This is a genomic window from Streptomyces sp. ISL-99 (assembly GCF_018614005.1).
GTDB classification, from domain to species: Bacteria; Actinomycetota; Actinomycetes; order Streptomycetales; family Streptomycetaceae; genus Streptomyces; species Streptomyces flavidovirens.
In genome coordinates, this window is sequence record NZ_JAGGPC010000011.1 from 80,261 (window position 1) to 104,765 (window position 24,505).

General features: G+C 70.5%; 24 protein-coding genes. 9 read left to right on the forward strand and 15 right to left on the reverse strand.

Going from position 1 to position 24,505, the window contains the following annotated elements:
• The 7 genes from J7E91_RS06605 to J7E91_RS06635 all read right to left on the reverse strand — a co-directional run bounded on the left by J7E91_RS06605 (position 1) and on the right by J7E91_RS06635 (position 6,509).
• On the reverse strand, positions 1 to 420 hold the full coding sequence (locus J7E91_RS06605; protein WP_251015275.1) for a hypothetical protein: 420 nt from the start codon (positions 418 to 420) through the stop codon (positions 1 to 3).
• Positions 417 to 896 (reverse strand): protease inhibitor I42 family protein, encoded by a 480-nt coding sequence (locus J7E91_RS06610; protein ID WP_214899898.1) that lies wholly within the window; start codon positions 894 to 896, stop codon positions 417 to 419. Before J7E91_RS06610 ends, J7E91_RS06605 begins: the two co-directional genes overlap by 4 nt.
• A gap of 11 nt (positions 897 to 907) precedes the next feature.
• The gene (locus tag J7E91_RS06615; protein ID WP_214899900.1) at positions 908 to 2,512 is read right to left on the reverse strand and encodes a peptidoglycan-binding protein; all 1,605 of its coding nucleotides are present in this window, start codon (positions 2,510 to 2,512) and stop codon (positions 908 to 910) included.
• A 62-nt stretch (positions 2,513 to 2,574) separates the two neighbouring features.
• Positions 2,575 to 3,012: a type VII secretion target gene (locus tag J7E91_RS06620; protein ID WP_214899901.1), complete on the reverse strand. Its 438-nt coding sequence runs from the start codon at positions 3,010 to 3,012 to the stop codon at positions 2,575 to 2,577.
• 86 nt (positions 3,013 to 3,098) lie between these two features.
• Positions 3,099 to 3,848, reverse strand: a complete 750-nt coding sequence (locus tag J7E91_RS06625) for a succinate dehydrogenase/fumarate reductase iron-sulfur subunit (RefSeq protein ID WP_214899903.1) — start codon at positions 3,846 to 3,848, stop codon at positions 3,099 to 3,101.
• The gene (locus tag J7E91_RS06630; protein WP_214899905.1) at positions 3,845 to 5,803 is read right to left on the reverse strand and encodes a fumarate reductase/succinate dehydrogenase flavoprotein subunit; all 1,959 of its coding nucleotides are present in this window, start codon (positions 5,801 to 5,803) and stop codon (positions 3,845 to 3,847) included. Before J7E91_RS06630 ends, J7E91_RS06625 begins: the two co-directional genes overlap by 4 nt.
• 1 nt (position 5,804) lies before the next feature.
• Entirely contained in the window at positions 5,805 to 6,509 is a 705-nt protein-coding gene (locus J7E91_RS06635; protein ID WP_214899907.1) for a succinate dehydrogenase cytochrome b subunit, read from the reverse strand.
• 93 nt (positions 6,510 to 6,602) lie between these two features.
• Between J7E91_RS06635 and J7E91_RS06640 the strand changes: the two genes are divergently transcribed.
• Complete coding sequence (locus J7E91_RS06640) at positions 6,603 to 7,523, forward strand: LysR family transcriptional regulator (protein ID WP_214899910.1); 921 nt, start codon at positions 6,603 to 6,605, stop codon at positions 7,521 to 7,523.
• Here the strand turns inward: J7E91_RS06640 and J7E91_RS06645 are convergent.
• The 3 genes from J7E91_RS06645 to J7E91_RS06655 all read right to left on the reverse strand — a co-directional run bounded on the left by J7E91_RS06645 (position 7,493) and on the right by J7E91_RS06655 (position 11,750).
• Positions 7,493 to 9,586 (reverse strand): EAL domain-containing protein, encoded by a 2,094-nt coding sequence (locus tag J7E91_RS06645; protein ID WP_308376136.1) that lies wholly within the window; start codon positions 9,584 to 9,586, stop codon positions 7,493 to 7,495. The two genes, J7E91_RS06640 and J7E91_RS06645, sit on opposite strands and share 31 nt — an antisense overlap.
• Positions 9,587 to 9,708: 122 nt before the next feature.
• Positions 9,709 to 10,521: an SAM-dependent methyltransferase gene (locus J7E91_RS06650; RefSeq protein ID WP_214899912.1), complete on the reverse strand. Its 813-nt coding sequence runs from the start codon at positions 10,519 to 10,521 to the stop codon at positions 9,709 to 9,711.
• Between the two features lie 230 nt (positions 10,522 to 10,751).
• On the reverse strand, positions 10,752 to 11,750 hold the full coding sequence (locus J7E91_RS06655; protein ID WP_214899914.1) for an SCO0930 family lipoprotein: 999 nt from the start codon (positions 11,748 to 11,750) through the stop codon (positions 10,752 to 10,754).
• Positions 11,751 to 11,976: 226 nt separating this feature from the next.
• Here J7E91_RS06655 and J7E91_RS06660 point away from each other — a divergent pair, with 226 nt between their 5' ends.
• From J7E91_RS06660 to J7E91_RS06670, 3 genes are all read left to right on the forward strand, one after another.
• Positions 11,977 to 12,537, forward strand: a complete 561-nt coding sequence (locus tag J7E91_RS06660; RefSeq protein ID WP_214900013.1) for a hypothetical protein — start codon at positions 11,977 to 11,979, stop codon at positions 12,535 to 12,537.
• A gap of 15 nt (positions 12,538 to 12,552) precedes the next feature.
• Positions 12,553 to 13,317 carry a DUF4239 domain-containing protein gene (locus J7E91_RS06665; protein WP_214899915.1) on the forward strand — a complete coding sequence of 255 codons (765 nt, stop codon included), beginning with the start codon at positions 12,553 to 12,555 and terminating at the stop codon, positions 13,315 to 13,317.
• Between the two features lie 169 nt (positions 13,318 to 13,486).
• A complete protein-coding gene (locus J7E91_RS06670) occupies positions 13,487 to 14,008 on the forward strand; it encodes a hypothetical protein (protein ID WP_214899917.1) in 522 nt (173 codons plus the stop codon).
• A gap of 94 nt (positions 14,009 to 14,102) precedes the next feature.
• On the opposite strand, the gene J7E91_RS06675 is transcribed toward J7E91_RS06670, so the two are convergent.
• A complete protein-coding gene (locus tag J7E91_RS06675) occupies positions 14,103 to 14,588 on the reverse strand; it encodes a hypothetical protein (RefSeq protein ID WP_214899919.1) in 486 nt (161 codons plus the stop codon).
• Positions 14,589 to 14,899: 311 nt separating this feature from the next.
• Here J7E91_RS06675 and J7E91_RS06680 point away from each other — a divergent pair, with 311 nt between their 5' ends.
• Positions 14,900 to 15,562, forward strand: a complete 663-nt coding sequence (locus tag J7E91_RS06680; RefSeq protein ID WP_214899921.1) for a class F sortase — start codon at positions 14,900 to 14,902, stop codon at positions 15,560 to 15,562.
• Positions 15,563 to 15,614: 52 nt separating this feature from the next.
• Here J7E91_RS06680 and J7E91_RS06685 read toward each other — a convergent pair whose 3' ends face one another.
• Positions 15,615 to 16,466, reverse strand: coding sequence for a polysaccharide deacetylase family protein (locus J7E91_RS06685; protein WP_214899923.1), 852 nt, complete (start codon positions 16,464 to 16,466; stop codon positions 15,615 to 15,617).
• Between the two features lie 107 nt (positions 16,467 to 16,573).
• Here J7E91_RS06685 and J7E91_RS06690 point away from each other — a divergent pair, with 107 nt between their 5' ends.
• Complete coding sequence (locus J7E91_RS06690; protein ID WP_214899925.1) at positions 16,574 to 17,035, forward strand: universal stress protein; 462 nt, start codon at positions 16,574 to 16,576, stop codon at positions 17,033 to 17,035.
• Positions 17,036 to 17,151: 116 nt separating this feature from the next.
• On the forward strand, positions 17,152 to 18,591 hold the full coding sequence (locus J7E91_RS06695) for an amino acid permease (RefSeq protein ID WP_214900008.1): 1,440 nt from the start codon (positions 17,152 to 17,154) through the stop codon (positions 18,589 to 18,591).
• Between the two features lie 211 nt (positions 18,592 to 18,802).
• Here J7E91_RS06695 and J7E91_RS06700 read toward each other — a convergent pair whose 3' ends face one another.
• A complete protein-coding gene (locus tag J7E91_RS06700) occupies positions 18,803 to 19,984 on the reverse strand; it encodes a CapA family protein (protein WP_214899927.1) in 1,182 nt (393 codons plus the stop codon).
• Between the two features lie 272 nt (positions 19,985 to 20,256).
• On the opposite strand from J7E91_RS06700, the gene J7E91_RS06705 reads away from it, so the two are divergent.
• Both J7E91_RS06705 and J7E91_RS06710 read left to right on the forward strand, forming a co-directional pair.
• Complete coding sequence (locus tag J7E91_RS06705) at positions 20,257 to 20,799, forward strand: sigma-70 family RNA polymerase sigma factor (RefSeq protein ID WP_214899929.1); 543 nt, start codon at positions 20,257 to 20,259, stop codon at positions 20,797 to 20,799.
• A gap of 236 nt (positions 20,800 to 21,035) precedes the next feature.
• The gene (locus J7E91_RS06710) at positions 21,036 to 21,497 is read left to right on the forward strand and encodes a hypothetical protein (RefSeq protein ID WP_214899931.1); all 462 of its coding nucleotides are present in this window, start codon (positions 21,036 to 21,038) and stop codon (positions 21,495 to 21,497) included.
• Here J7E91_RS06710 and J7E91_RS06715 read toward each other — a convergent pair.
• Positions 21,473 to 22,735: a sensor histidine kinase gene (locus tag J7E91_RS06715; protein WP_214899933.1), complete on the reverse strand. Its 1,263-nt coding sequence runs from the start codon at positions 22,733 to 22,735 to the stop codon at positions 21,473 to 21,475. The two genes, J7E91_RS06710 and J7E91_RS06715, sit on opposite strands and share 25 nt — an antisense overlap.
• The gene (locus J7E91_RS06720; protein ID WP_214899935.1) at positions 22,732 to 24,480 is read right to left on the reverse strand and encodes a cation acetate symporter; all 1,749 of its coding nucleotides are present in this window, start codon (positions 24,478 to 24,480) and stop codon (positions 22,732 to 22,734) included. Before J7E91_RS06720 ends, J7E91_RS06715 begins: the two co-directional genes overlap by 4 nt.
• Between the last annotated feature and the right edge of the window lie 25 nt (positions 24,481 to 24,505).

The window sequence follows — 24,505 nt, forward strand, 5'->3', positions numbered from 1 at the left end:
TCAGCGGCCCCTGGCGCGGCTGTTGCGGCGAAGCCCGATCAGCTCGGCCACGGACTCCAGCCAGCGGGCGGTGGTTTCGTCGCCGACGACCGGGCGGGCGACGGTCCCGGCCGCCTCCAGCCAGCCGCGGACGGTGTCCGTGGCGGCCTGGTCCGGGAGCAGCTCGGGGAGCTGCGACGCGTAACGCACACCGCCACTGCGCACGACCTTGGCGAGGAACGCCACGGATCGCGGCAGGACGCCGAGCCGGTCGAGGACGACCGCGGCCCCGATGGCGCCGTCACCGAACAGGGCGGTGCGGTGCGGGCCTTCGGCGGGGATGCCGTAGCGCAGCATCATGGTGGTGTCGAGGCGGGCGCAGTCGTCGTCGGTCTTGGTGGGGCGGGGTGTGGAGGGCATGGGGGCCTCGGATCCGGTCATCGGACGGTGACCGTGTAGATGAAGTACTCGGGATTGGTGCCCGGCTTCCCGGTAGCGGTGGGGACGGGGATGTCGCTGGAGGACGTCGGCGACGGCTCGGGGTTGTCCTCGGTGGTGGAGCAGCTGCTGGAATACGGGCAGTGGATGAGCTTGATCTCCGTCGTGCCCGACTTGACCGCCTCGAAGTCGAAGAACCGCTCGCCGCTGCCGCCACCTTCCAGGTCAGGGTCACCCTCTTCCGTCTCTTTGTGCTGCCCCGTGCGCTTAACAACAGCCGCGTCGGGGTGGGGGCTGACCAGATACCAGTCCTGCCCCATCGAGGGACTCGCCGGGAGGGACAGGGTGAACTCGTCGCCCGCGTCAACCTCTATGGACCTTTCCTCGGGTCCATACGTCGCGGGGCCGAAGAGCCCGCAGCCGGCCAGGGCCAGGGCGGACAGCGGCAGGGCGAGGGCGGCTGCGAGTCGATTGCGCATGACGGATTTCCTCACTCGGCCGGAAGGTGGACGGCGTAGGCGTTGGGCAGGTCCTTGTCGGATGCCTTGCCCATGTGTCCCTTGACGAAGTCGTCCTCGCTGACCCAGGTCGTCGTGCCCCAGGGGTTGTAGATCTGCAGCATGCCGCCCTCCTGGCCGACGATCATCATCGAGTGGCCGGAACGGTTGCCGTTGGCATCCGTCCCTTCGACGCCGATCGGGACCGGTTTGCCCTCCGCGACGGCCTTCTCGATGTCGGGCAGCACATCGCGGCGGGCGTCGGCGCTCCTGGTTTCCTGGAACTCGTATTCGCTGCCGGTGTGCGGGCTGATCTCCTTGTTGGAGATGGTGGTCTTGCCGTCGTTGTCCATGCCGTCCGGAGTGCTGCCGAACGGGAAGTCGTACTTGTTGTCACCGCCGCCCTCCTCGTGCACCCGCAGCTGTTCGTTCCCCAGGCGTTCCCGGAAGGCGGCGGGGTCGTCCTCCTGGCCCGACGGGCCGCCGGTGAGTTCGAGCGCGTACACCGGGTCGACCATGGCACGGCCGGTGACGACGGTGGACGGCACACATGTGTTGCCGTCCTGGGACCAGCGCTCTCCGTTGAAGGCCTGGTCGTCCTTGTTCTTGCTCGAACCGTCAGGGTTGAGGCCCTCGTTTTTCATGCTGTCGCCCGCCGTGGTCACCGGCGTCAAATGCCGCTGCAGCCACTGAGGGTCCTTGCCGTGGATCTTGTCCCGGAACTCGGAGACCTCGTTCAGGTCGTGCCCGGCGGCCAGGGCCTTCACCAGGTACGCGCGCTCCTGGGGGCTCTTGGATTCGGCGAGCATCCGCTCGAACTTCGCCTGGTCTTGGGCATTCATGCGCTCCATGGCCTTGCCCGAGCGCTCCAGGTCGTTGGCGGTGAGCAGCTCGTTCATCTCGGCCGGTCCGCTGGGGCCCGCGATGTCCGCCAGGACGAGACGGTCGGCGGCGGAGATGTTGTCGGTCTTCATCTTGCCCGCGCGGGCTTCGGCCGCGAGCTTGTTCAGGTCGCGGGCAGCCTCGCGGGCCGCGTCGTCGGCCTTCTCCGCCGCCGCGTGCATGGTCTTCGCTCCGGCAGAGGCGATGTTGCGGGCGCGCAGCCGCTCCGCCTCCTCCGCGTCCTTCTCGACCATGTCGTCGAAGAAGCCGTCCTCGCCCCCGAGCATGCCGAGCGCCTCGCGCAGCTGCTCGCGGCCGCCCTTGTCCTCGGACTGCGCGGTGGTCAGCGCGTCGGAGAGAAGAATCAGGGCCCTTCGCGCGCCGCGGATCGCCACGTCCATCTGCTCGGCCGACCGTGCCGCCGCCGAGACCACCTCCTGGGCCTTGGCGCCCGTACTGCCCACCCAGGCGTCGGGCAGGCCCGTGACGGCGACCTCCTGGACCCGGTAGAACACGTCACGCGCCGCTTCGGCCTGCTTCTCGTACCGCTTCGCGATGTCGTCGAGGGAGCTGGGCGAGCCGACGGGCGCCGAGACGTTCAGGGCGTTCTGGATGGCCTCGATGAGGGTGTTCTTGTCGCCGGCACCGGCGATCGACCGGTGGTACCCGGCGAGCTTCTCCCGGCGGTCGGTGGTGGATTCGCCTGCGTCGGGCATGGCTTTGCGGCCTCCGGCAATCGGTTCGGAGAGGTCAACAGGTGGGAGGGAGAAGGCAGCGCTCAGCCGAAGTCGGCGAGGCCGACGGGAGGCGAACCGGGCGGAGGCGGGCCGGCAGCCGGCATGGTGCGTACGCCGGGTACGGAGCCGGCCGGCGCGGGCGCCGGCATGGCCGTCAGGCCGCCACCGCCCGCCTGGAGATCGTTCATCGCCTGGACGTCGGCGCCGTGGTAATTCGCCTTCGAGATACGGACCTTGTCGGCCAGCTCGTGCAGCGCGCTCTCCAGCACCTTGGCCTCGGCCTGCCACGCCTCGGAGAAGTTGTTGAACGCCGGGCCCGAGTCCGAGCCGCCCAGGGCGTCCGGCGTGTAGCAGAGCTGCTCCCGGAGAGCGGCGCCGATGTCGCCGGCGTCGTCGCCCGCCCGGTCGAGCTTGTCCGCCTCGGCGGCCATCCCGCCCTGCTGGACACGGTAGCCACCCTGTTGCGTCTGCCCGGCCATCTTCCCCCGCTTGCCAGCCGATCCTGATCTTGCGGGGGAAGATTAGCAGCACGTGGTGACATGCCCACAACCACGCGGAACGTGGGTCAGCGGCGCGACGTCTTCCGTGTCGCCCTCAGCCATTCCTTGTTCATCGCGGCGATGGACGGCAGCGGAATGCCCTTCGGGCACGCGGTCGCGCACTCGCCGGTCAGCGTGCAGCCGCCGAAGCCCTCTTCGTCCATGGTCGCGACCATGTCCAGCACCCGGGTCTCGCGTTCGGGCGCGCCCTGCGGCAGCACGTTGAGGTGGTTGATCTTCGCGGAGGTGAAAAGCATCGCCGAACCGTTCGGGCAGGCCGCGACACACGCGCCGCAGCCGATGCACTCGGCGTGCTCGAACGCGAAGTCGGCGTCGGCCTTCGGCACGGGCGTGGCGTGCGCCTCGGGGGCGGCGCCGGTCGGGACGCTGATGTAACCGCCCGCGCCGATGATCCGGTCGAACGCGGACCGGTCGACCACCAGGTCCTTCACCACCGGAAAGGCGCCCGCCCGCCACGGCTCGACGTCGACCGTGTCACCGTCGTTGAAGTGCCGCATGTGCAGCTGGCAGGTGGTGGTGCGCTCGGGGCCGTGCGCGTCGCCGTTGATGACGACGCCGCACGCGCCGCAGATGCCCTCGCGGCAGTCGTGGTCGAAGGCGACCGGCTCGTCGCCGCGCAGGATGAGGGTCTCGTTGAGCGTGTCGAGCATCTCCAGGAACGACATGTCCTCGGAGATGTCGTCGATGTCGTACGTGACCATGGCGCCGGGTTCTTCGGCATTGCGCTGGCGCCAGACGCGCAGGGTGAGCCTCATGCGTAACTCCGCTGGGTGGGATGGACGTAGGCGAATTCGAGGGCTTCCTTGTGCAGTACGGGAGCCCGGCCCGTACCGGCGAATTCCCAGGCGGCGGCGTACGAGAACTCCTCGTCCCTGCGCTCCGCCTCACCGCCCTCGCTTTGGCTCTCCTCGCGGAAGTGGCCGCCGCAGGATTCGGTGCGGTGCAGTGCGTCGAGGCAGAGCAGCTCGGCGAGCTCCAGGTAGTCGACGACGCGGTTCGCCTTCTCCAGCGACTGGTTGAGCTCCTCGCCCGTACCCGGCACCTTTATTCGTCGCCAGAACTCCGCACGGATCTCCGGGATGCGGCCGAGCGCCTTGCGCAGGCCCTCCTCGGTGCGGGCCATCCCGCAGTACTCCCACAGGAGTTCGCCGATCTCCTTGTGGAAGGAGTCGGGGGTCCGGTCGCCGTCGACTGCCAGCAACCGTTCCAGGCGGTCGTTGGTCTCCGCGACCGCGCGGACCGCCGCCGGGTGGCTCGCGTCGACGTCGTCGTGGTGGGGGTTGCGGGCCAGGTAGTCGTTGATGGTGGACGGCAGGACGAAGTAGCCGTCGGCCAGGCCCTGCATGAGCGCGGAGGCGCCGAGGCGGTTCGCGCCGTGGTCGGAGAAATTGGCCTCGCCGATCGCGAAGAGGCCGGGGACGGTGGTCTGGAGGTCGTAGTCGACCCACAGGCCGCCCATCGTGTAGTGGATCGCCGGGTAGATGCGCATGGGCACCTCGTACGGGTTCTCGGCGGTGATCCGCTCGTACATCTCGAAGAGGTTGCCGTACTTGTCCTCGACCGCCTTGCGGCCGAGGCGCCGGATCGCGTCGGCGAAGTCGAGGTAGACGCCCTGCCCGCCGGGGCCGACGCCGCGCCCCTCGTCGCAGACGTTCTTGGCGGCGCGCGAGGCGATGTCGCGCGGCACGAGGTTGCCGAAGGACGGGTAGATCCGCTCCAGGTAGTAGTCGCGCTCGTCCTCCGGGATGTCGGCCGGCGCGCGCGTGTCGCCCTGGGCCTTGGGGACCCAGATACGGCCGTCGTTGCGCAGGGACTCGCTCATCAGCGTGAGCTTGGACTGGTGGTCGCCGGAACGCGGGATGCAGGTGGGGTGGATCTGGGTGAAGCAGGGGTTGGCGAAGTACGCGCCGCGCCGGTGCGCCCGCCAGATCGCCGTCGCGTTGGAGTTCTTGGCGTTGGTGGAGAGGTAGAAGACGTTGCCGTAGCCACCGCTCGCGAGGACCACGGCGTCCGCGAAGTACGTGTCGACGCGGCCGGTGATCAGGTCGCGGGCGACGATGCCGCGCGCCCGCCCGTCGATGACGATCAGGTCGAGCATCTCGGTGCGCGGGTGCATCTCGACGTTGCCGGCCGCGATCTGCCGGGACAGCGCCTGGTAGGCGCCGAGCAGCAGCTGCTGGCCGGTCTGGCCGCGGGCATAGAAGGTGCGCGAGACCTGTACGCCGCCGAACGAGCGGGTGTCGAGCAGGCCGCCGTACTCGCGTGCGAAGGGCACGCCCTGCGCGACGCACTGGTCGATGATCTCGACGGAGATCTGTGCGAGGCGGTGGACGTTGGACTCGCGGGCGCGGAAGTCGCCGCCCTTGACGGTGTCGTAGAAGAGGCGGTGGATGGAGTCGCCGTCGTTGCGGTAGTTCTTGGCGGCGTTGATGCCGCCCTGCGCGGCGATGGAGTGGGCGCGGCGCGGTGAGTCCTGGTAGCAGAACTGGACGACGTGGTAGCCCTGTTCGGCGAGCGTGGCACCTGCCGCGCCGCCCGCGAGGCCGGTGCCGACGACGATGACGGTGTGCTTGCGGCGGTTGGCCGGGTTGACCAGCTTGGCTTCGAAGCGGCGGGTGTCCCAGCGCTCGCCGATGGGACCGGAGGGGGCCTTGGTGTCGGCGATGGGGTCGCCGGTCGCGTAGGCGGTGTAGTCGGTGTACTCGCTCATGTCAGCTCACCACTCCAGTCATGACGGCGACCGGTACGGAGACGAATCCGGCGGTCAGCACCAGCGCGAGGCCGTTGGCCACGGTCTTGAGGATCCGGTCGCGCCGCGCGTTCCCCACGCCCAGCGTCTGCGCGGCGCTCCAGAAGCCGTGCCGGATGTGCAGCCCCACGGCCAGCATCGCCACGAGGTAGATGACGTTGCCGTACCAGGTGCTGAAGGTCGCGACGACGTTCTCGTACGGGCGCCCCGGCTGCGCGTTCTCGTTCACCGTGAGCGTCGTCAGGTCCAGCAGGTGCCACACGATGAACAGGGCGAGGATGATCCCGCCCCACCGCATGGTGCGCGTCGCGTAGCTCGCCCGCCGCCGCTTGTGGACGTACTTGCTCGGCCGTGCCGCGATGTCCCGCCTGCTGAGCTGGTACGCCGCGACGCCGTGCAGCACCACCGCCGCGAGCAGCACCACGCGCACGATCCACAGCGCCCACTCGTAGTGGAGCAGGGGCTCCCCCATGGTGCGCAGCCAGTGCGCGTACGCGTTGAACTCGCCGGAACCGAAGAAGATCTTGAGGTTGCCGAGCATGTGGGCGACCAGGTACATGAGCATGATCAGGCCGCTCACGGCCATCACCGTCTTCTTGCCGACGGTCGATCCCCAGAGCGAGCGCGTGAGGGACGGTTGTCGATCCGTCCGCGTAGCCAGTGCCATGGAAACGACGCTAGGGCCGACGGGCCTCAGAGGTCCAAGACATGGTTCGGCTCATGTCCATAGGCTTCTCCTATCGAGGATATCCTGCGCCTCATGCAGTTCCAGCAGCTCCTCTACTTCGTGACCGTCGCCGAGACCCTCCACTTCACCCACGCCGCCGAGCAGGTGCACGTCTCCCAGCCGTCCCTCTCCCAGCAGATCCGCGCCCTGGAGAAGGAGCTGGGCGCCGACCTCTTCACCCGCGCCCGCGGCAACATCGCCCTCACCGACGCCGGCGAGGCCCTGCTGCCGCTCGCCCGCCGCATCCTCGCCGACGCCGACACCGCCCGGCACGAGGTCCAGGAGCTGGCGCAGCTGCGGCGCGGCCGGGTGCGGCTCGGTGCGACGCCGAGCCTGTGCACGGGGCTGCTCCCGGACGTACTGCGCACCTTCCACGATCTGCATCCCGGCATCCAGCTGCTGATCGAGGAGGGCGGCTCGCACGATCTTGTACGGGAGCTGGCGCGCGGCGCGCTCGACCTGGCCCTGGTCGTGCTGCCGCTGCCGACGCCGTCGCCCGCCCTGACCACCGTCGAGCTGCTGCACGAGGACCTGGTCGTGGTGTCCGCCGCCTCACTGCCCCGTCCCGGAAGAGGCGGCAGGTCCGTACGCGTCGCGGATCTGGAGGGCGAGCCGCTGGTGATGTTCCGGCACGGGTACGACCTGCGGGAGCTGACCGTCGCCGCCTGTCGCGCCGAAGGCTTCGAGCCGTCCTTCACGGTCGAGGGCGGCGAGATGGACGCCGTGCTCGGCTTCGTACGGGCCGGGCTCGGGCTCGCGGTCGTGCCGCGCATGGTGGCCGCGCGGGCGGGGCGCGACCTGCGGGTCACGCCCCTGGCCCGGCCGGGCCTGCACCGTACGATCGCGCTCGCGCACCGCAGCGACGTGGCTCCGCCGCGCGCGGCCCGCGAGCTGCAGAACGTACTCCTCGCTTCTCGCGTCCGTCAGACGGCGTCGGCCAGCAGCAAGGAGTGAATGCGGTCGGGTGCTCCGGGCCTGGCGTAGTACCAGCCCTGCGCGGTGTCGCAGCCCAGCTCGCGCAGCTGGGCCGCCTGCGCGCCCGTCTCGACGCCCTCCACCGTCACGGCCAGCTTCAGGCTGTGCGCCAGTGACACGATGCCTTCGACGATCTTCAGGTCGACGGCGTCGGCCGGGTGCTGCTGCATGGACTGGGTGAAGGACCGGTCCAGCTTGAGCACGCTCACCGGCAGCCTGCGCAGATTGGCGAGGTTGGAGTAACCGGTGCCGAAGTCGTCGAGCGCGATGTCGACTCCCATCTCGGCGAGCTGGCGCAACGGCTTGAGCAGGTCGTCGTCGGCGCCGATCAGCGCCGACTCGGTGACCTCCAGGCACAGGGCGCCCGGTTCGAGGCCCGCCCGTTCCAGCACGTCCACCGTGTCGGAGACCAGGCCGGGGTGGTGCAGCTGCATCGGTGAGAGGTTGACGTTGATCCGCAGCGGCCCGCCGTCGGAGTGCCGCTTCTGCCAGAACCTGGCCTGGCGTACGGACTCTTCGAGCACCCAGCGGCCGAGCGGCACGATGAGACCGGTGTGCTCGGCGAGCGGAATGAACCGGTCCGGGCCGAGGACACCGTGCTGCGGATGGCACCAGCGCACCAGCGCCTCGGCGCCGTGCACGCTGCCGTCGCCGAGATGCACGAGCGGCTGGTACTCGATGAAGAACTCGTTGCGCTCCAGTGCGGCGGGCAGCGCGTTGGTGAGGCCGTGCCGGGTGATGGCGCGGGCGTCCGCCTCCGCGTCGGCGGTCTCGAAGCGGTTGCCGCCCGCCGACTTGGCGCGGTACATGGTGATGTCGGCGCTGCGCAGCACCTCCGCCGGACCACGCTCGCCCGCCGGGCCTTCGACGATGCCGATGCTGCCCCGCACGGTCAGGTCCCGGCCCTCGATACGGATCGGGGCGGCGAGCGCGTTCAGTATGCGGGCGGCGAGCTCGTCCACCTCCTGGCGGGTGTCGGGCCCCGTGGTCAGCGCCACGAACTCGTCGCCGCCGAGCCTGGCCACCATCTCGCCGGGCGCTGTCGCGCAGCTCTGCAGGCGGTCGGCGACCTCCACGAGCAGCCGGTCGCCGGCCGAGTGGCCCAGGCTGTCGTTGACCGCCTTGAAACCGTCGAGGTCCAGGTAGCACAGGCCGAAGCGCATACCGTCGCCGGCGGACAGGGCCTTCTCCAGGCGCTCGAAGAAGAGCGTACGGTTCGGCAGTCCGGTCAGGGCGTCGTGGGTGGCCTCGTAGCGCAGCCGCAGGTTCAGCAGCCGCCGCTCGGTGGTGTCCTCCATGAGTGCCAGCTGGTACTGCGGACGGCCGTCGGCGTCACGCAGCAGCGAGACCGTCAGGTTCGTCCACAGGACGGTGCCGTCGGTGCGGTAGTACGGCTTCTCGACGCGGTAGTTCTCGCGCTCGCCGCGCACCAGTTCGCCGTACAGCTTCCAGACGTGGGGGGTGTCCTCGGGGTGGACCCACTCGCTCACCTTCCGGCCGCGCATGTAATGGTCGAGCCCGCCGAACATCCGCATGAGCGCCTCGTTGACCTCCAGGATGTTGCCTTCGAGGTCGGCGATGCCGATGCCGATCGCCGCGCCTTCGAAGACCGCGCGCAACCGGGTCTCCGTGGCGTGCAGTACCTTCTGCGCCTCGCTGCTCGCCAGGAGGGACGACCTGGCGAGGGCCTCCTGCTCGGCGAGGGTGCGCTCGCGCAGGGCCTGCGCGAAGCCGGCGGCGATGGCGTGCTGGAGCCGGGCGCAGCGGGCCCGGTGCTCCTCCGTCTCCGCGGGCGAGTCGTTCTCCCCGGCGCAGTACAGCACCAGGTAGGAGTCGACGACTCCGAGCGTACGGACGAGGGCGTCCGGGTCGGTGCAGTGGGCGGCGACCAGGGCGGCGCCCACCTCGTGCGCGGGCGCGGTGTCGAAGGGCCGGCGGTACAGGGCCTCGCTCAACTGCCGTGCCAGCGGCAGCAGGTGCTGTTCGACCTCGGGGCGGGTCAGGGAGGTGGCGGTGACGGGGAAGATCGCCCGGCTCCAGATCGTGGCGAACCGCCCGAGTCTGTCGTCCCGGTCGTCGCGGTCGCTACGGTCGTCGAGGCTGCGCGCGGCCGCTCGCCCCGCCTCCCGTCCGGAGCCGGGCCCCGGTGCCTGCGATGGCACGCTCACGCCTTGCGTCCCACTCCTGCGAAGCCCGAGAAGGCGAACGGATCCTCCTGCGAGAGCGGGGTCTCCGGCCGCCACTCGGCCATCGGGACCAGTCCCGGCTCGACCATCTCGTACCCCTCGAAGAACCGCGCGACCTCCTCGCGCGAGCGCATGACCAGCGGGTTCTTGATGCTCTTGTAGACCCCGACCGTGCCGCCCACCCGTTCCTCGGAGAGCGGGACTCCCTCGTAGGAGGCGTGGGTGAGGATCACGAGGCTGCCGGGCGCGAGGGCGTCGCGCAGGGTGTCCACCGCGCACTGCGGGTCGTCGGCGTCCTCGATGAAGTGGAGTACGGCCACCAGCAGCAGCGCCACCGGGCGGTCGAAGTCGATGAGTTCGCCCACGACGGGGCTGCTCAGGATGTCGTGTGGCTTGCGCAGGTCGGCCGCGGCTATGCCGGCCCGGTCGTTCCCGGCGAGCACGGCCCGGCTGTGCGCGACGGCGACCGGATCGTGGTCGACGTACGCCACGCGGGCCTCGGGGTTGGCCGCCTGGGCGACCTCGTGGACGTTGCCGAAGGTCGGGATGCCGGATCCGATGTCGAGGAACTGGGTGATGCCCTCGTCGGCCGCGAAGCGCACCGCGCGGCGCATGAACGCCCTGTTCGCCTGCATGATCTTGGGGAGGCCCGGCATGAACTCCATTGCCTTGCGGGCCGCTTCCCTGTCGGCCTCGAAGTTGTGCGAACCGCCCAGGTAGAAGTCGTAAATCCGGGACACGCTCGGCACCGTGAGGTCGATGCCCTGTGGTGCCCAGGCGGGTCGCTCCATCAATGTCTCCAACTCATCGCCACGGGACATCCGGTCATGACCTAGACCGGTGTTCGAGCCGAGGCTACTGATCGGCAGGCATCAGAGCGAGCAAAAACGGAAATTGGCGGTCCGTTCTCGGTCACACGCCGCAGGCATGTGCGCCACAAACGACCGGCCCGCCCCTGCCGCACGGGGCGGAGGGACGGGCCGGGGTGGCCGGGCGCCACAGCGCGGGGACGCTGCCGGAACTACTTGGGCGCACCGACCAGCTTGCCCTCGGGCGAGACCGCGTACCAAGTGCCGCCGACACCCTGACCGTTGGTGTCACCCGGCTTCGCGTCGCCCGAGAAGGTGTAGAGGGGCCAGCAGTCGATCGTCTGCTGCTTGATGCCGTCGGGACGGTCGAAGGTGACGAAGCCCTTCTTGAGGATGCCTTCGGTGTCGTTCTTGTCCACCGGCGGAACGACCGGCCACTTGTCGAGGCAGGCGCCGGTGCAGGCGGTCTTCATCGGCCAGGCCGAGTCCTTCTTGAACCGGTAGACCGTCATGCCGTTGGAGTCCACCACGACGTCACCGAGCTTGGCGTCCTTGCGTACGGACATGCCCGCGAGGTCGGCGGGGTTCCCGGCCTCGGCCTCGCCCGCGTCACCGGCGCCGGTGTCGCCGCCCACAGCGCCCGGTGCGGCCTTCTTGCCGTCGGGGGCGGAGGCGAACCAGGTGCCGCCGACGCCCTGGCCCTTGGCGTCGCCGGGCTTGGTGTCCTTGGCGAAGCGGTACATGGGCCAGCCGCCGATGGTGAGCTGCTTGGTGCCGTCGGCCCGCTCCACCTCGCCGACCATCGAGGCGTCGGTGCCGGGGGCGGCCGTGGCGTCACTCGCCGGCACGACCGGCCAGGCCTTCGCACAGTCGCCCTCGCAATTCGACTTCGGCGGGCTGGCGGTGTCCTTGTCGAACCGGTAGAGCGTGAAGCCCTCGCTGTCGGTGAGCACCTTGCCGAGCTTCTTGCTGTCCCAGACGGACAGTTGCCCCGCGGCCTTGGGCGCGGCGGCCGCGCCGCCGGCGGCGTCGTCACCGTAACCGCCCTTGTCGGAGCCGTAACCGCTGTCGGCGGGCTGCTGCGCGGGGTTGGCGTTGCCCACGGCCTGGCCGTTGGGGGATTCGGTCACCTTGTCCTGACCGCACGCCGTCGTCAGCGCCATCACAGCCGCCGCCGTCACCGCGAGCGAGACGTTCCGCCAGGTCTTCATGTCGACTCCTGTGCACCGAGGGTGTGTTGCGACGCTCCAGTGCGTCGCTCATGGCCCTAGGTACGGGCGGGATGTGCCCGGGCGTTCAAAGCGTTCGCAGAAATTTCGCAATGACCTCCGCGGCGGGCCGGGCGATCTCAAACGCAAAGCCGCGAAAGTCCTGCCATCAGGGGAATTGGGCCGGACGGCCGCGTGGCGGAGGCCCGCCCGGACCATGCTCCCCGACGTGCACCTTCCGCTCCTGGGACGCCTGTTGGGCGTCGTGACCCTGATCTGGCTGCTGCTGAGTCCCGTACCGGCGGCGGCCGACAACTGTTCGTACGCCTCCCTCTCGCGCGGCGGTGAGCTGTCGTCGGGCTCGGCGGTCGCCGTGGGCGGAAGCGCGACCTGCACGGCGGGCCCGAAACCGAAGCCCCCGCCGACCCCCACCCCGGTGCCACCGCCTCCGCCACCACCACCGCCTCCTCCGCCACCGCCACCGCCTCCTCCGCCGCCACCTGCCGTCGAGCCCGAACCGGCGCTTCCGGCGCCCCCTCCGCCACCACCGCCCGCCCCGGCGCCGCCGCCCGCGCCCAAGCCCGCTCCCGCTCCCTCTCCCTCCCCCAAGCCCAAGCCCACGCCGTCCGTCCGGCCGAAGCCGCCCTCCCCCACACCGGTCGCCATCCCCGTGTACCGCAAGGCCAGCCGCCAGGAGCCGCAGAACGGCCCGTCCCTGGTTTCGCTCACCCTCCTGCTCACGGCCCCCGCGGTGTTCGCCGCCGCCGTACTGCGCCCCCGCTCCCGCTAGCCGACGGAGAATCCCATGTCGGAATGGCTCGTACTGAGCATCGCGATGGCGTCCGCCTGCGCGGTCGTCCTCACCATCACCGTCATCAACAACCGCCGCCTCGGCGATGACGACGACCCGTCGCAGACCCCGGACGTCATCGAGTACATGACGATGATGATCGGCGTGGTCTACGCGATCGTCCTCGGCCTCGCCATCGCCGGTGTCTGGGAGGGCCGCAGCGCCGCCCAGGAATCCGTACGCCAGGAGGCACAGGCGCTGCACGAGGTCAGCGCCCGCTCGGAGGTGTACCCCGCCGAGGTCCGCGCCCGTATCCGCAGCGATGTCGACGCGTACGTCACGTACGTCGTCACCACCGAATGGCGGCACATGGCCGACCACGGCAGCCTGACCGGGCGCGGTACCGAACTCCTCGACCAGGTACGCCGCGACGTCACCGACTACGTGCCGAAGACCGACCACGAGGCCCAGGCGTACCAGCCCCTGGTCGACCAGGTGGCCGCCGCGGACGACGCCCGGGGCGCACGGGGCCAGGGCGCGGAGGCCACCATGCCCGGGGTCGTGTGGTTCGGCCTGATCATCGGAGCCCTGGTCGCGGTCGGCCTGATCTTCGCCCTCCAGATCCGCCGTACGGGACGCGAGCTGTTCCTGGCCGGTCTCTACAGCGCCCTGATCGCCTTCCTGCTCTTCCTCATCTGGGACTTCGACGCCCCCTTCGGCCGCGGCCTCTCCGCCACCGCCGGCCCGTTCCTGGACCTGTTCCCGCACGCGACCAGGTAGCCGGGCTCTCCGGTGGTGCACCGGGTGGCGCTACGCGCCTACCCCATTTGCGCGACTGTGATCGCGCGTCGCCGCCACTGCTCCTAGCGTTCGGGGTATCGAGGCGCATTTCCTGCCATGTGTGGATAAAAATTCCGCCGCTGCTCCTCGAGGACCCGGAGGATTGTCCATGCGCGCGATACGTGTGACATCGGCCGCCGCGCTCGGCCTCGCCGCTCTCTCGCTCACCATCCCCGCCGCCTCGGCGGTCGACAACAAAGTGCCCACGCTCGTCGGCACCGCCACGCCTTCCACCATCGCCCCGGGCGGACAGGTCACCCTGTCCCTCTCGGGGTGCGACGGCGAAGCGGACGTGTCTTCGGCCGTGTTCGACGTCGTCAGGATCTCTCAGGGGCGCCCGGCGACCGCCACGGTCGACTGGGACGCGAAACGGGGGGCCATGTACAGAGTGACGTACACCTGTGACGACGGCCGACAGACCTTCTCGCAGCTCACCATCACCGGCACCGCCCGGCCGACCCGCACCGCCACCGTCACCCGCTCCCCCGCCGGCCCCGCCAGGGGTGGTGTGGGCGGCAGCCAGGGCGGAATGAACGCCGGAGAGATCGCCGCCGGCGCGGCGCTGGTCGTCGCGGCCACCGGTGGTGTCATCTTCGTACTGCGCCGGCGCAGCAGCAGTCGCCAGCACTGACCGGCCCGCCCCGTACGCCCGTCGCCCCGCGTCCTTGTAAGGACGCGGGGCGACGGGCGTTCACGTGGGTACGGGCCTCCGGACAGCCTGGCGCTCAGACCTCGGCGCGGTTCAGGCGGCGCCGGCGCGCGATGAAGAGGCCGCCGCCGATCGCCGCCACGGCGACGAGACCGGCCCCGACCTTCATCTCCGTGTCGGAAGGGCCGACCGACCCGCCGATACCGCCGTGCGCGCCGCGGCCCGCGACGACGGTGAACTGGTGGGTCTTCATCCTCGGGTTGTCATTGCACTTGACGGCCAGGTGGTAGTTGCCGGGAGTGGCGTTGTGCCTGATCTTGGCGGTGGCGTACGACGTGGTGTCGCTCGCCGGAAGATGGGCGGGCCGCTGGAAGACGTGGGACGTCACGGTGCCGCCGTGACCGCACCCGGAGGCGCTGATCGTCAGCACGGCACCCTGGTGCACCCTGAACGGGTTGACGTTGACGTTGCTCGGGCCGTTGGTGGCGGTGGCGATCGGGGCGGCGAGTCCGACCGCGGCGCAGGCCGCCGCGGTCACCAGGCAGGCGCGTGAAGCACGCATCGTAGAACCTCCATGGGACGGCGCCCCGGAGCGGTGCTCCGGGAAGATCGACGAGAACGCCTCCCATGACGAAGACTCACCGGGGCGCGCGGTTACCGCATTTCGGGCTGGTCCACCCCGGTGAGGCGACACGCCGGTGCGGCGCGCCCGGACCTGACGGAGCCGCAGGTCACAGACCGTCAGATATCTTGTACGACGAGCTACCCGGATGGGTCACCGCGGTGGCGCCGCGCCACCCGTTCGCCCTTCACGTCTCGCCGCCCCCCACCCCGCGCGCTTAGCGTCCGTACAGACGCGTCGAAGGGAGCACCATGGGCCAGGAGTACAACGGCTCGGAGCCGAGAAAACGCTCGCCGTGGGGGCTCCTGGCCCTCGTCATGCTCACCGGCCTTGCGCTGATGCGCAACGGCACCGATGCGTCGCTCGGCCCCCCGCAGCCCGCTTCGGCCGCCGCCCTGAACAGCCGCTCCGAGGTCGACGGCGCCCGGACCTCGCACCCCTCTTCGGTCCAGCCCCTGCCGTACGCCCCGGCTTCCCGGATCCGCCTCCCCGACATCCACGTCGACGCGCCCATCGTGGACGTGGGGCTCGACAACGAGGGCTGGATCGACGCACCGTCGCCGCAGGACCCCAACCTCGCCGGCTGGTACCAGAACGGCATCGCCCCCGGCCAGCGGGGCACCTCGGTGATCGTCGGCCATGTCGACAACGCCGTCGGGCCCGCCGTGTTCTACAACCTGGGTTCGCTCAAGAAGGGCCAGCTCATCGAGGTGGCACGCTACGACGGCCGCGCCGCCGTCTTCGAGGTCTACGGCGTCGAGGTCTTCCCCAAGGAGGAGTTCCCCGGACCCCGGGTGTACGGCGACATGGGCAGGCCGGAGCTGCGCGTGATCACCTGTGGCGGCGGCTATTCGAAGGCGGACGGCTACACCGGCAATGTCGTCGTCTTCGCCCACCTGGTCGCCACCCGCTGAACGGGTGAAGACCAGCCGGGCGTTCAGCTCACCCCGAGATCACCCCCCGAGGTCACGCCCGAGGAGCCGCGCTCGGCACCGTGATCCGGTACCCCGCGTCGAGCAGCTCCGGCAGATAGGTCCGCAGTGCCTCCACGCTCTGCCGCCGGTTTCCTCCCGCGTCGTGCGAGAGCACCACGACGCCGGGGCCCGCGCCGCCGCGCACCCTGCGGACGATGGCCCCGGTGCCCGGCTCGCGCCAGTCGAGCGTGTCGAGGGTCCAGCCGAGCGGTTCCATGCCGAGTTCCGCCCCGATCTCGAACGAGCGGCGGTTCCAGGCCCCGTACGGTGCGCGGTACCAGGCGGGGGCGTGCCCGATGGTCTGCTCGACCACGTCGCTCGTACGCCCCAGCTCGGCGCGGATGCCGGCCGGTGACAGCCGTGGGACGAGCGGATGCGACCAGGTGTGATTGCCGACGACATGGCCATCCTCGGCCATCTCGCGCAACAGGTCACGGTTCTCGACGGCCATCTCCCCGCACACGAAGAACATCGCGCGCACGTCGTAGCGCCGCAGCGTGCGCAGGATGTCGGGGGTGTAGCGCGGGTCGGGCCCGTCGTCGAAGGTCAGCACCATGCCGCGGCCGATCCCGGCCATGCGCAGGAAGGGCTTGCGGCGCACCGGCGGCCGGGCGGGTCTGAACCGCGGTGGTGTGTACGCCGTCATGGGCCGCAGCCGGTACGCCGAGGCCCTGACCGGCGCACCGGCCTGCGGCCCCGCCGCCGGCGGCGGCGGGCCCGAGGGGTGGCGTCCCGGCGTCTGGGCGGTGTCCGGGCCGAGGAACCCTACGGCGGTGGCCGCTCCGAGGCAGGCGGCGAGGCGCAGTATCGCCCTGCGCTCCGGAGGCATCTGATCCTTTTTCATGACTAATAGCTCGCACGGCCGCAGCCGCCGGAGCCCCACCCACACCGGCGGCGGGAGCCGAAGTACCCGATGGGACGAGCCGGTCGGTGCCGGATAGCCTCGTTCCCGTGACGGAGCAGCAACGCCATCAGTTCGAACGCGGCACCGACGGCCCCAAGGTGATCGTCGCCGGCCTGGACGGATCGGATTCCTCGCTGCGCGCGGCCGCGTACGCGGCGGGCCTGGCGCGGCGGCAGAACGCGCTGCTGGCTCTGGTGTACGTACAGCCGCTGATGCCGGCGGGAGCCTCGCTCGGCGTGCCGGTCGCGGGTACGACCGCGGAGATCGCCGAGGACCTGATGGCGGAGGTCCGTGCGGCGGCGGAGCGGACGAAGGGCACCTTCGAGGTGCGCTGGGAGTTCCACACCTTCCGCGGCGACCCGTACAACGGCCTGGTGACGGCGGCCGACGAGCTCAAGGCGGACGCGGTGATCGTCGGGGCGTCGGAGTCGGCGGGCCACCGGTTCATCGGCTCGGTGGCGCTGCGTCTGGTGAAGGCGGGGCGCTGGCCGGTCACGGTCGTGCCGTAGCCACCGCGGGGCCCGGACGCCGGGGAGTCCACTTGGCGTACGTCGCCTTTCGTCACGCCCGCACCTGGGCCATCATGAGCCGCCATCAGCCGATGGTCTCTGCGGAGGTGTGGCTCATGGCCGGACTGCGGATGGGACAAGGCGTACTGCGCCGCAAGCCCATCGAACAGATCGAAGAAGGCGACGCGAGCGAACGGCTGACCAGAACACTCGGGCTCTGGCAGCTCACCGCGATCGGCGTCGGCGGCATCATCGGCGCGGGCATCTTCACCCTCGCCGGTGCGGTCGCGAACGGCACGGCCGGCCCCGCCGTCCTCATCTCCTTCCTGATCGCGGGTGTGGCGAGCGCGGCCGCGGCGTTCTCGTACGCCGAGTTCGCGGGCATGATCCCGAAGGCCGGTTCGGCGTACACCTACGGCTATGTGGTGCTCGGTGAGCTCGCGGGCTGGTTCATCGGCTGGGACCTGCTGCTGGAGTACACGGCGATCGTGGCGGTGGTCGCGATCGGCATCTCCGGCTACTTCAACTTCCTGATCAAGGACCTGGGCGCCGAGCTGCCCACCTGGATGCTCGGCGCGCCCGGCACCGGCGACGGCCACCGGGTGGACCTGTTCGCGGCGGTGCTGTGCCTGTTCATCGCGTATCTGCTGACCCTGGGCATCAAGAACGCGGCGCGTTTCGAGACGGTCGTGGTGGTGCTGAAGGTCCTGGTCGTGCTGCTCGTGATCGGCGTCGGTGTGTTCCACATCAACACCAGCAACTACAGCCCCTTCTTCCCCTTCGGGGTCGGTGGTGCGTTCACCGGCGCGGCGACGGTGTTCTTCGCGGTCTTCGGGTACGACGCCATGTCGACGGCGGCCGAGGAGTCCAAGGACGCGCAGCGCCACATGCCGAAGGCGATCATGTACTCGCTCGCGATCTCGATGGTGCTGTACGTGCTGGCCACCCTGGTGCTCACCGGCATGCAGAACTACAAGGAGGTCGACCCGGAGAGCGGCTTCTCCACGGCCTTCCAGTCGGTGGGCCTCGGCGCGCTCGCGGATGTGATCGCGGTGGGCGCCATCATCGGCATCCTCACCGTGATGTTCACCTTCATGCTGGGTGTGACGCGGGTGTGGTTCTCGATGAGCCGCGACGGGCTGCTGCCGCACTGGTTCGCCAAGACGCATCCGACGCGGCACGTGCCGGTGCGGGTGACGTGGATCGTGGGGGTCGCGTCGGCGCTGATCGCCGGGTTCCTGCCGATCGGTGAAGCGGCCGAACTGACCAACATCGGGATCCTGCTGGCGTTCGCCGTGGTGTGCACGGCGGTGATCGTGCTGCGCTACCGGCGGCCGGAGCTGCCGCGCAGCTTCCGCACCCCCGGCATGCCGTTGGTGCCGGCGATCGGGGTGGTGTTCTCGATCTGGCTGATCACGTTCCTGGCGTGGGAGACGTGGCTCCGCTTCGCGGCGTGGTTCGCGCTCGGACTGATCATCTACTTCGCCTACTCGTACCGGAAGTCGGCGCTGGCGAAGACGCCACGGCCGTCGGCGGAGGAGCGGGGCGAGGAGTAGCGGGCGATCGGGAGCCGGGGCTCCGCCCCAGGCCCCGCTCCTCAAACGCCGGAGGGGCTGGATTTGGTTTGCGGCAACCATCCAGCCCGTCCGGCGTTTGAGGACACGCCCGTAGGGCGTCCGGGGTCTGGGGCGGAGCCCCAGTTCGGGAAGGGGCGGGTAGGGGAAAAAGCCCCGCAGGGCCAGGGCCCGCCGGGGTCCGGCCCCGGGGCTACTGGCCCATCGCCAGGCCTTGCTTCCCCGCCCCCCGGCTCAGCACGACCTCCCGGATCCGGTCCCGCACAGCCACATGGTCCGCGCCCCCCGCAATCGCCGCGTTGAGGTTCACCACGCGTCCCGCCCCCGTGTCGAACCACTGCGGGATGAACTCCGCCTTGCTCACCTCCCAGCGCTGCCCCTCCCGCTCCGGCGGCGCGAAGGTGAAGCGGCCGATCGTGCCCTGGTTGCCGCGAGGGTCGTACGCGCCCGAGTGGTTGACCATCGGACCGGCGATCTGGTCGCCCATGCCGTAGATGACCCAGGTGCCGTTGACCTTCTCGTACGCCTGCGGGACATGCGCGTGCGTGCCGATGATCAGGTCGATGTCGGGGCGGTCGTCCGTCTTCGACGCGGTGAGCTCCTTGCCCAGCCGCAGCTGCTGCGCGTCGGGCTCGTCCTGCCACTCCGTGCCCCAGTGCATCGAGACGACGACCACGTCGGCGCCCGCCTTCCTGGCCGCCCTCGCGTCGGCGACGATCTTCTCCTGGTCGATCAGGTTCACCGCCCACGGCCGGCCTTCCGGCATCGGGTAGCCGTTCGTGCCGTAGGTGTACGCGAGTTGGGCGACCTTGGCGCTGCCGCCCTTGAGCCAGGCCGGTTCGCGCGACTCGGCCTCCGTGCGGGCCGAGCCCACGTGCCGGACGCCGGCCTTGTCGAGCGCGCCGAGGGTCCTGTCGATCCCTTCGGCTCCGTCGTCCAGGCTGTGGTTGGAGGCGGTGGAGCACGAGTCGTAGCCGGTGGAGCTCAGGCCTTTGGCCACCTCGGGAGGCGACTTGAAGTTGGGGTATCCGGTGTACGGGCCGCCGTCCGGGCCGTACACCGTCTCCATGTGGCAGATCGCCACGCCGGCCTCGGAGACGACCGACTTCACGCCCGCCAGCATCGGCGCGAAGTCGTAGCCGTTGCCGCCCGCGTCGGCAGCGGCCTGCCGGATGATCGACGCGTGCGGCAGTACGTCGCCCGATGCGACGAGGGTGAAGCCCCGCTGCTCGCCGTGACCGCTGCCGGCGGCCAGCGGAGCCTCGCGTTCGGAGCCCGGCGGCAAGGACTCCGTCAGTGGTCCGGTGCATGCGGTGACGCTCCCGATCAGCACCGCGGCCATGGCCGCCGCCCCGTGCAGTTTTCGCTTCACCATCAAACCGACTTTCCGCTTGTATGACTTTTGCTGAAATGAATCCATACGGGGCTTGTCGGTAAGTCAAGGGACACGGCCGTTGCCGTCACTGGAACAGACGCGCGGTGACGACCGTTCGTCGTGCCACTCGTCGCACCGTTCGACCGCTCACCGCACGGCCCCTGCCGCCCGTTCGGCCGCCGCGTCCCGCACCGCCGCGCGCCGGGCGGGCGGCGGTTATCTTCGCCGCCGTCAGGCCATCGGCCACCCGGTCTCCCGAAGGGGCGTCAACGGTGACTTCCTCCACTTCCTCCATCGAGCAGCACACCGACGAACGAACCATCGCCGACCTCCAGCGCGAGCACGGCAAGGCGCTTTTCGGCTTCCTCCTGGGCCTGACGTACGGCGACAGGCAGCGCGCGGAGGATCTCCTCCAGGAGACCCTGGTACGGGCCTGGCAGCATCCCGAGGCGCTGGCGAGCGACCACGACTCGATGCGCCCCTGGCTCTTCACGGTGGGCCGCAGGCTCGCCATCGACGCCAGGCGGGCCCGCCGGGCCCGGCCGCACGAGGTCGGCGACGGCGTACTGGAGCAGTCCGCGCTCCCCGGCGACCACGAGGAACGCTCAGTGACCGCGCTCGACGTGCGCCGGGCGGTCAAGGCGCTGCGGGGCGAGCACCGTGAGGTGCTGACCCAGGTCTACTTCCGCGGCCGGTCCGTGGCGGAGGCGTCCGAAGCGCTCGGCATACCGGCTGGCACGGTCAAGTCCCGTACGTACTATGCTCTGCGCGCGCTGCGGAAGGTGCTTCCCGGGTACGGCCGCGACGCCGCCTGAGGCACTCTCGTACCACCCGCCCCGCAGGCCAGGTCTTCACCCTCCGTACCCGTGCAGAGCGGGCCGATTTCGAAACCACAGCGCCAAGTTGAGTAAAGACGGCACGCTGTGCGTCTCTGAGAGTGAAGGCTCGGCGGTGCCCCGAAGAAACAGAACAGATCAGTGGCGGGAGAAGGTGGAGTGCTGTGCTGCCCGAGAGTACGAATGGCACCAGCGGAGGCAGGCTCGCGGTACCGATGGCTTGGCTGTACGCCGAGTACATCGCCGACGAGCTGCTCCGTACGGGCAACCTGATCCCACCCGGCACGATCGAGTTCCGGGCGGGCCGCGAGACCCTGGCGCTCACCATCTATCTGTCCGACAGCTCCGACGAGCTGTCCGGCATCCGGGTCGTCACCAGCCTCGACGAATGGCTCTCGCTCACCACGTACGGCCACCCCTGGGAGACCTGGGTACGGGAAAGACTCGCCGAGCGCACAGCCGCCGACCGCCGCCGGGAAGTGATCAGCCCCGATCTCGAACTGGCCCTGGCGTCATGGCGGTGGCTCAGCGGCACGGAACTCCTCGCGGCCGACCTCGGCGGCGCGATCCCCTCGCACCAGGCGGCGGATCTCGGCGTGGACGAGAGCCAGAAGGTGTGGACGCCGGCCTGGCAGCTGGGGCTGCCTCTCGGTCATCTCGCGATCCACCTCTTCTGACCTGGATCGCGACCGGGATCGCGACCGGGCCCGGCGGGCGCCGCCGCATGCACGCCCGCGCGGTACTTGGGGAACCGCAGCGTGATCTTCATGCCCGCGCCCACGCCCGTCTCGATCACGAGGCCGTAGTCGTCCCCGTACACCTGCCGCAGCCGGTCGTCGACGTTCGACAGGCCGATGCCGGAGGACGTGGTGTGCTCGCCGGCGAGGATCTGCCGCAGCCGTTCCGGGTCCATGCCCACGCCGTTGTCCTCGATGACGACCATGGCCTCGGCGCCGGTGTCCCGGGCCGCGATGGTGACCTTGAACTCGTCCCTGGAGTCCTCCAGCCCGTGCTTGACGGCGTTCTCCACGAGCGGCTGGAGACAGAGGAACGGCAGCGCGACGGGCAGCACCTCGGGAGCGACCTGGAGGGTCACCTTCAGGCGGTCACCGAAGCGGGCTCCGGCCAGCGCCAGGTACTGCTCGATGGAGCGCAGTTCGTCGGCGAGATTCGTGAAGTCGCCGTGCCTGCGGAAGGAATAACGGGTGAAGTCGGCGAATTCGAGGAGCAGTTCGCGGGCACGCTCGGGATCGGTCCGTACGAACGAGGCGATCGCGGCCAGCGAGTTGAAGATGAAATGCGGTGATATCTGGGCGCGCAGGGCGCGGATCTCCGCCTCGACGATCCGGGTACGTGAGCGGTCCAGCTCGGCCAGTTCCAGTTGTACGGACACCCAGCGGGCCACCTCGGTCGCCGCCCGGACCAGCACCGCCGACTCCCGTGACCCGTACGCGACGAGTGCGCCCAGCACCCCCTCCTCCCCGGTCAGCGGCGCGATCACCACCCACCTCAGCGGGCACTGAAGGTCGTCGCAGTCGCTGCGTACGCTCTGGCTGCGCCCGGTGTCGAGCATCTCCCGTACGCGCCGCATCACCAGTTCCCCGTGGTGAGCGCCGCCCGGTCCGTCCCAGGCGAGCACACGCTCGCGGTCGGTGAGGCACAGCGCCTCCGTGCCGAGCAGGGAACGCAGCCGGCGGGCGGCCTTGCGGGCCGTGTCCTCCGTGAGACCGGCGCGCAGCGGGGGCGCGGCGAGCGAGGCAGTGTGCAGGGTGTGGAAGGTGGCGCGCTCGACGGGCGTACCGAGGTCGAGGTCCTCGCCGCGCCCGTGACGGGCGGTGACGCGTCCCAGGACGATGCCCGCGGCGAGGAGTACGGCGCCCGCGGCGGCCAGCGCCGCGATCTCGATCCCGGTCATCGCTGCCCCGCTCCCCCGCTCACGCCGGTGCTGTCCTTCGCCATCAGGTCCTCCGGGAGGTGGAGCCGGGCCAGGGTGGCGGCCGTCCCGGCAGGTATACGGTCTCGGGTCGCCAGTGACACCAGCACCATCGTCAGGAACCCGAGCGGCACCGACCAGACGGCGGGCCAGGCCAGCAGCGAGTGCGACCAGCCGTCTGCGGGCAGCCCGGCCCGGGTCGCCATGACGGCGGTCAGCGCGGCCCCGCCGCCCACGACGAGCCCCGCCACCGCGCCCGGCGGGGTGAGCCCGCGCCACCAGATGCCGAGCACGAGCAGCGGACAGAACGAGGAGGCGGACACGGCGAAGGCGAGGCCCACGGCGTCGGCGACGGGTACGTCGACCGTCACGATGCCCAGGCCGAGCGGCACGGCCATGGCGATGACGGTGGCGAGCCTGAAGTGCCGTACACCGCGGGACGGGAGGACGTCCTGGGTGAGGACGCCCGCGACCGACATGGTCAGCCCCGACGCGGTGGACAGGAACGCCGCGAACGCCCCGCCCGCGAGCAGCGCCCCGAGCAGGTCGCCGCCGACGCCGCCGATCATCCGGTCCGGGAGGACGAGTACCGCCGCGTCCGCCTCCCCGGTGAGGGCCAGCTCGGGGGCGTAGATCCGGCCGAGCGCGCCGTACACCGGGGGCAGCAGGTAGAACGCGCCGACCAGGCCGAGCACGACGAGGGTCGTGCGGCGGGCGGCGGTGCCGTTGGGGCTGGTGTAGAAGCGCACGGCGACGTGCGGCAGGCCCATGGTGCCGAGGAAGGTGGCGAGGATCAGCCCGTACGTCGCGTACAGCGGGTGCTCCTCGCGGCTGCTGGCCAGCGGCTGGGACCAGCTGGAAGCCCCCGTCCGCTCGCTGCCCGCCTTCTGCGGGACCCGGGCGTGCGCGGGAAAGCCCAGCTCCGTACCCGCCCCGATGCGGTGGACGCCCGCGTCGAGGGCGACCGGCTCCCGGTCGTGGCGGCGGTCGTCGACGGTCCCGGTCACGGTGACGCGCAGCGGGCGGTCGAGGTCGATGCGTACGGTGTCGTCGACCCGTACGGTCGTGTGCTCGCGGAAGGTGGCGGGCTCGGCGAACCGCGCGCGCGGCGCGTCGTCCCCCAGCCAGGCGACGACGAGGAAGAGGGCGGGGACGAGCAGTGCGGTGAGCTTGAGCCAGTACTGGAAGGCCTGCACGAACGTGATGCTGCGCATGCCGCCCGCCGCCACCGCCCCCGTCACGACGAGCGCCACGACGAGGCCGCCGACCCAGTCGGGCGCGCCGGTGAGAATTTCGAGGGTCAGGCCGGCGCCCTGGAGCTGGGGCAGCAGGTACAGCCACCCGATGCCGACGACGAAGAGGCTGGCGAGCCTGCGGACCTGCGGCGATTCCAGCCGGGCCTCGGCGAAGTCGGAGAGGGTGTACGCGCCCGAGCGGCGCAGCGGGGCCGCGACGAGGACGAGGAGGACGAGATACCCAGCGGTGTACCCGACCGGGTACCAGAGCATTTCGGGGCCCTGGAGCAGGACCAGGCCCGCGATGCCGAGGAACGAGGCGGCGGAGAGGTACTCGCCGCTGATGGCGGCGGCGTTGAGGCCCGGCTTCACGGTGCGGGACGCGACGTAGAAGTCGGAGGTAGTACGGGATATGCGCAGGCCGAGCGCGCCGATGAGGACAGTGGCGAGCACGACGACGGTGACGGCGGCCACCGCGTACGCCTGGTTCACTGGGGGTGTCTCCCGGGACGGCACA